The sequence below is a fragment of the Bradyrhizobium sp. genome (assembly GCF_036735945.1).
GTDB lineage: Bacteria > Pseudomonadota > Alphaproteobacteria > Rhizobiales > Xanthobacteraceae > Bradyrhizobium.
Window position 1 is genome coordinate 1 of sequence record NZ_DAINNI010000200.1, and the last position, 5879, is coordinate 5879.

The window sequence follows — 5879 nt, forward strand, 5'->3', positions numbered from 1 at the left end:
GAAGCGGACATTTGATGTGTTACCAAAACCGGCCAACTTAATTAGCTATCGACAGACGGTCGAAGTGAAGCTGCGCCGGTTGGTTGCGCCCGGGAACGGGATCGAACCATCCGGTCCACTCTTCAAGCTACCCCGGAAACGGAACTTTCGCTCGGCGGCTTCCGTTTACAGCGGAGCCGATTTTGGAATGGTGCCCAGGGGCGGGATCGAACCACCGACACTGCGATTTTCAGTCGCATGCTCTACCAACTGAGCTACCTGGGCATACCCGAGGGCCTGAAAAGGCCGAACCGGGCGGGCGGTTTATAGAGAGGTCGGGAGCGCCTGTCCACCCGCCTTCGCCGGAGGCTTCGGCGGGGCGGGCCCGCTTGGTGCCTCATCCCCAAGTTATTGGCGGATAGCCTTATTCCGCGTCTTCGGGGTCGGTGGGGCGGCCGGGAATGACGTAGGTGCCGGAGAGCCAGCGGTTCAGGTCGACGTCGCGGCAGCGTTTGGAGCAGAAGGGGAGCGTGGCAGGATCGGCCGGCTTGCCGCAGACCGGGCAGGGTTTGGCCGGCGGCTTCGCCCCGTCCGCGTCTTCAGGCGGTTTAGCCAGCATTGAGCCAGCCGAAGCGGATCGGGAAACCCTCCCCGCCGAGCAGCGTGACGGTTTCGTAGAGCGGAAGGCCGACCACGTTGGTGTAGGAGCCGACCATCTTGACCACGAAGGAACCGGCTATGCCCTGCACGGCATAGCCGCCGGCCTTGCCGCGCCATTCGCCGGAGCCGATATAGGCTTGGATGTCATCCTCGCTCAGGCGCTTGAAGCGCACCTTGGTCTCGATCAGGCGCTGGCGGAACGCTTCCTTCGGCGTCACCAGGCAGATCGCGGTATAGACGCGGTGATTGCGCCCCGAGAGCATCCGCAGGCACTGCGCGGCCTCGTCGACCAGATTGGCCTTGGGCAGGATGCGGCGGCCGACCGCAACCACGGTATCGGCGGCGAGGAGGAAGGAGCCGCGCAGTTCGTCGTCGAGCTGGACGGATTTCAGCGCCGCATCGGCTTTTGCGCGGGCGAGACGGTTGGCGCAGGCGCGCGGCAGCTCGCCGCGCCTCGGCGTCTCGTCGACATCGGCCGGGCGCAGCGCGTCAGGCTCGATACCGGCCTGGTTGAGCAGGGCGAGCCGCCGCGGCGAACCGGAAGCAAGAACGATTTTGGGACGGCCAAGCATGCGGGGCTTATCGGGAAAAGGATTCGGGTGGGACGCGCGCGGAAACTATCGGAAGGCACTCTATTCCACAACCGGGTGACAAGTGGTTGTTGTACTTGCGAATCTCTGTGCCGCCCCGGCGGATTCGGCGCTTATAGGCGCAGGCGCTTGTCAGCGGGATGACAGTGACGACGGATTGCCCGGTCTCCCGTCTCGTGTCCCGGACGCGGCGCGGCACGCAGTGACGCGGCGCAGAGCCGGGACCAATCGCCGGCATGGACCCCGGCTCTGCCGCGCACCGCTACGCGCTGCGCTGCGTCCGGGGAACGCAGACGGAGGGCTCTACCCGCTCGCCGCGCCCGCCTTCGCGAAGCGACGGCGGATGCGCATCGAGAGGCCGTCGCAGACTTCGCGGTAGGCGGCGAGCTTCTGGTCGCGGCTGCCTTCGGTGGTGGTCGGGTCAGGCGTCGGCCAGTATTCGACGTCGGCGGCCACCGTGCGGGTCAGCTCCAGCGCCTTGTGGTGGGCCTCCGGCGACAGCGTGATGATGAGGTCGAAATTGAGCCCTTCCCAATCGTCGAGTTCTTCAAAAGTCATCGGCTTGTGGCCGGAAATGTCCTGGCCGAGTTCGGCCATCACGGCGACCGCGAACGGATCGAGTTCGCCCTTCCGGGCGCCGGCGGATTTCACATAGAGCGCCTGCGGGAACATCTGCTTGAGCAGGGCCTCCGCCATCGGCGAGCGCACGCTGTTCAGGCCGCACGCGAACAGCACGGCCTGCGGATTGCGCGCGCGGGGCGCATCCATGCGTCACGAATTCCCTTCAGTGAACCGCTTCGCGTTCCCGGTTCTCATGCGTCCTGCCCCTTCCAGTGCAGCACGCAGATCAGCGTGAACAGGCGGCGGGAGGTTTCGAAATCGACCCGCACCTTGCCCTTCAGCCGCTCCTGCAGCGTGCGCGAGCCTTCGTCATGGATGCCGCGGCGGCCCATGTCGATGGCCTCGATCTTGTCCGGCGTCGCGGTGCGGATCGCCTGGTAGTAGCTGTCGCAGATCATGAAATAGTCCTTCACGATCCGACGGAACGGCGTCAGCGAGAGCAGATGCGCGACCACCGGCGTGCCGTCCTCGCGGCGGATGTCGAACATCAGCCGGTTGCCCGTAATTGCGAGATGCAGCGTGAACGGGCCCTGCGCGTCGCCCTCCGGCGCGAACAGATTCTGCTCGATCAGGTCGTAGATCGCGATCGCGCGCTCATGCTCGATATCAGGACCGGAACGGCCGATCGATTCCTCATCGAGCGTCACCGCGACGATGCGGTTGTTCTGGTCATCGTCTGGCGGCGGCTTGTTCATGGCAAATTGAGGCGCAATCCGACGGAGCGTGAATGGGCGTCCAGACCCTCGGCCTTCCCCAGGGTCATCGCGGCAGGCCCCAACGCGCGCAACTGATCCGGGCCGCATTTGAGAATCGATGTGCGCTTCATGAAGTCTAGCACGCCGAGCCCGGACGAAAACCGCGCCGAGCGCGCCGTCGGCAGTACGTGGTTGGAGCCGCCGACATAATCGCCGATCGCCTCCGGCGTATGCGGGCCGAGGAAGATCGCGCCGGCATTGCGGACCTTTGCCGAAAGCGCCTCGGCGTCCGCGGTCATGATCTCGAGATGCTCGGCGGCGATGGCGTTGGCGAGTTCGACCGCCTCGTCGAGCTTCCCGACCATGATGACGGCGCCAAAATCATTCCAGGAGGCGCGCGCGATTTCGGCGCGGGGCAATGTTGCGAGCTGGGATTCCACCGCGCGCTCGACGTCGGCGGCAAGCCGCGCGCTGTCGGTGATCAGGATCGACTGCGCGCTGGCGTCGTGCTCGGCCTGCGCCAAAAGATCCGCGGCGATCCAGCCGGCATTGCCGGTGTCGTCGGCGATGACCAGGACTTCGGAAGGCCCCGCGATCATGTCGATGCCGACCTTGCCGAATACGAGACGCTTGGCGGCGGCGACATAGGCGTTGCCCGGGCCGACGATTTTGGCGACCGGGGCGATCGTCGCCGTGCCATAGGCGAGTGCCGCCACCGCCTGCGCGCCGCCGACGCGGTAGATCTCGGAGACGCCGCCGAGATCGGCGGCGGCCAGCACCAGCGGGTTGAGCTTGCCGTCGGGCGCCGGCACCACCATGACAACGCGCGGCACGCCGGCGACGCGCGCCGGCACGGCGTTCATCAGCACCGAGGACGGATAGGCCGCGGTGCCGCCGGGCACGTAGAGGCCGACCGCATCGACCGCGCTCCAGCGCCAGCCGAGCTCGACGCCTTGCGCGTCGGTGAAGCGCTCGTCCTTCGGCAGTTGCCGCCGGTGAAACACCTCGATGCGGTCGCGGGCGAATTTCAGCGCGTCGAGGGTTGCGGCGTCGCAGGCCTTCACGGCGGCGTCGATCTCGGCCGGGGTGACGCGCAGGCCGGAGGCGTCGAGTTCAAGGCGATCGAACTTTTTGGTCGCCTCGATCAGGGCGGCGTCGCCGCGGGCCGCCACATCATCGACGATCGCGCGGGTGGCGCGCTCGACATCGGCCGATGCCTCGCGCTTGGCGCCAAGGAATTCCTTGAAGCGTGAGGCAAAATCGGCGCTGCTGGTATCCAGGCGGACGGGCATGGGCTTTGTTTTGCGCTTTTCTTGGGGATGGGATCGAAGGTCCCTGCTCAATGGCGCGGCTGCTTGGGGCCGTCAACCCTTGGGGGTCGTCATTCCGGGTTCGGGCTTCGCCCACCCCGGAATGACGACCTTCTCACCCCTCCCGCCCGGTCGGGGCCAGGGCGGCGTCGGCGGTGCCGAGATCGTCGGTGCCGAGGTCGGTGAGCTCGCATTCCAGGCATTCGACGTCGAGCCGCAGCGCGCCGCCGTGGGCGAACAGCAGCAGCGCGCTGCCGCTTGGGGCCTCGGCGGGATGGAATTCGATCCCGACCAGTTCCAACACCGCATCCGGCTGCTCCAGATCGATGTTGCGTGACTTGCAGGCCAGCACGCGGTCGAAGCGCAGCGCGGCGACCAGGCGGCGCGGCTCGGTTCCGCCCGACAGCGTCTGCTCCCAGTCGAGCCGGTTCATCCCGACGACCAGCCGCTTCTCGTCCTGCCGCCAGACGATGTCGGCGGGCTGGACGCGGGCGTCCTGCACATGCGCCGAAATGACCGAAAGGTCGTCGGCGTCCAGCGCAATCAGTTTCAGCGGCTCCGCTGGCATCCCGTATTCCTGACCAATCCTGCTACACGTCAGTCGCTGATGCGCTGGATCGACGCGCCGCAGGCCGACAGCTTTTCCTCCAGCCGCTCGAAACCGCGGTCGAGATGGTAGACGCGGTTGACCATGGTTTCGCCCTCGGCGGCAAGGCCCGCGATCACGAGCGACACCGACGCGCGCAGATCCGTGGCCATCACCGGCGCGCCGCGCAGTGTTGCGGTACCGTCGATGGTCGCGGTCTCGCCGTCCAACGATATACGCGCGCCGAACCGCGCAAGTTCCTGCACATGCATGAAACGATTCTCGAAAATCGTCTCGGTGATCTGCGAGGCGCCGCCGGCGCAGGCCATCAGGGCCATCAACTGCGCCTGCAGATCGGTCGGGAAACCCGGGAACGGCGCGGTCGATACCGTCACCGGGCGGATGCCGGCGCCGTTCCGGGCGATCCGGATGCCGTCATTGTTGACGGTGATGGTGGCGCCGGCCGCGCTGAGCACGTCGAGCGTGGACTGCAGCAGTTCGGGACGGGCGCCGGATAGCTGCACGTCGCCGCCGGTCATCGCGACCGCCATGGCGTAGGTGCCGGCCTCGATCCGGTCCGGCAGCACGGTGTGGCGTGCGCCATGCAATTTCTCCACGCCCTCGACCACGATCCGCGGCGTACCGGCGCCACTGATGCGCGCGCCCATCTTGTTCAGGCAATCGGCGACATCCGTGATCTCGGGCTCGCAGGCGGCATTGCTGATGATCGTGGTACCACGGGCCAGCGTCGCCGCCATCAGCGCGACATGGGTGCCGCTCACCGTCACCTTGGGAAAATCGATCGCGCCGCCTCGCAGGCCGCCCGGCGCCTTCGCCACCACATAGCCGCCGTCGATCGTGATTTCGGCGCCGAGCTTTTCCAGCGCCATGATCAACAGGTCGACCGGCCGCGTGCCGATGGCGCAGCCGCCCGGCAACGATACCCTGGCCTCGTGCATCCGCGCCAGCAGCGGCGCGATCACCCAGAAGCTGGCGCGCATCCGCGACACCAGCTCATAGGGCGCCGTGGTGTCGATGATATCGGCGGCGGAGATGTGCAGGGTCTGGCCCTGGTAGGCGCGGTCGCCGGAACGCTTGCCGGCGGACATGATGTCGACGCCGTGGTTGCCGAGGATGCGCTGCAACTGCGCGACGTCGGCGAGCCGCGGCACGTTGTCGAGCGTCAGCGTGTCCTCGGTCAGGAGCGCCGCGATCATCAGCGGCAGCGCGGCATTCTTGGCGCCCGAAATGGCGATGGTGCCATTGAGCTTGCTGCCGCCGACGATACGAATGCGGTCCATGCCACCCCTCCCCCTGCACAAATTATGAGCGCACCTCTGCAGGAGAAGCGGCGACATTTGCGGCGATTTGATGGGGCGGGCGGCTAGCCCGTCTTATTCATGATTGCCGGGCGGGCTGGTGGAACATTTCGGGTCGG

The 5879-nt window shown here is 66.8% G+C and carries 7 protein-coding genes and 1 tRNA gene; all 8 read right to left on the minus strand.

Going from position 1 to position 5879, the window contains the following annotated elements; translation table 11 throughout:
• Positions 1 to 188: 188 nt before the first annotated feature.
• Positions 189 to 264, minus strand: a tRNA-Phe gene (locus V7E26_RS28825).
• A gap of 139 nt (positions 265 to 403) precedes the next feature.
• Positions 404 to 598 (minus strand): DNA gyrase inhibitor YacG, encoded by a 195-nt coding sequence (yacG, locus tag V7E26_RS28830; protein WP_324422786.1) that lies wholly within the window; start codon positions 596 to 598, stop codon positions 404 to 406.
• Positions 588 to 1211: a Maf-like protein gene (locus V7E26_RS28835; RefSeq protein WP_324422787.1), complete on the minus strand. Its 624-nt coding sequence runs from the start codon at positions 1209 to 1211 to the stop codon at positions 588 to 590. The genes yacG and V7E26_RS28835 overlap by 11 nt, the downstream gene beginning before the upstream one ends.
• A gap of 321 nt (positions 1212 to 1532) precedes the next feature.
• Positions 1533 to 1997: an arsenate-mycothiol transferase ArsC gene (locus V7E26_RS28840; protein WP_324422788.1), complete on the minus strand. Its 465-nt coding sequence runs from the start codon at positions 1995 to 1997 to the stop codon at positions 1533 to 1535.
• Between the two features lie 44 nt (positions 1998 to 2041).
• Positions 2042 to 2545, minus strand: coding sequence for a UPF0262 family protein (locus V7E26_RS28845; RefSeq protein ID WP_324422789.1), 504 nt, complete (start codon positions 2543 to 2545; stop codon positions 2042 to 2044).
• A complete protein-coding gene (hisD, locus tag V7E26_RS28850) occupies positions 2542 to 3837 on the minus strand; it encodes a histidinol dehydrogenase (protein WP_324422790.1) in 1296 nt (431 codons plus the stop codon). Before hisD ends, V7E26_RS28845 begins: the two co-directional genes overlap by 4 nt.
• Positions 3838 to 3970: 133 nt before the next feature.
• On the minus strand, positions 3971 to 4423 hold the full coding sequence (locus V7E26_RS28855; protein WP_324422791.1) for a DUF2948 family protein: 453 nt from the start codon (positions 4421 to 4423) through the stop codon (positions 3971 to 3973).
• 29 nt (positions 4424 to 4452) lie between these two features.
• Positions 4453 to 5742, minus strand: coding sequence for a UDP-N-acetylglucosamine 1-carboxyvinyltransferase (gene murA / locus V7E26_RS28860; RefSeq protein WP_324422792.1), 1290 nt, complete (start codon positions 5740 to 5742; stop codon positions 4453 to 4455).
• Positions 5743 to 5879 lie beyond the last annotated feature (137 nt).

Bases quoted from the DNA above. Each gene is read 5' to 3' on its own strand.
- V7E26_RS28840 (WP_324422788.1), bottom strand. From the start codon at position 1,997: ATGGATGCGCCCCGCGCGCGCAATCCGCAGGCCGTGCTGTTCGCGTGC.
- V7E26_RS28855 (WP_324422791.1), bottom strand. From the start codon at position 4,423: ATGCCAGCGGAGCCGCTGAAACTGATTGCGCTGGACGCCGACGACCTT.
- hisD (WP_324422790.1), bottom strand. From the start codon at position 3,837: ATGCCCGTCCGCCTGGATACCAGCAGCGCCGATTTTGCCTCACGCTTC.
- murA (WP_324422792.1), bottom strand. From the start codon at position 5,742: ATGGACCGCATTCGTATCGTCGGCGGCAGCAAGCTCAATGGCACCATC.
- yacG (WP_324422786.1), bottom strand. From the start codon at position 598: ATGCTGGCTAAACCGCCTGAAGACGCGGACGGGGCGAAGCCGCCGGCC.
- V7E26_RS28835 (WP_324422787.1), bottom strand. From the start codon at position 1,211: ATGCTTGGCCGTCCCAAAATCGTTCTTGCTTCCGGTTCGCCGCGGCGG.
- V7E26_RS28845 (WP_324422789.1), bottom strand. From the start codon at position 2,545: ATGAACAAGCCGCCGCCAGACGATGACCAGAACAACCGCATCGTCGCG.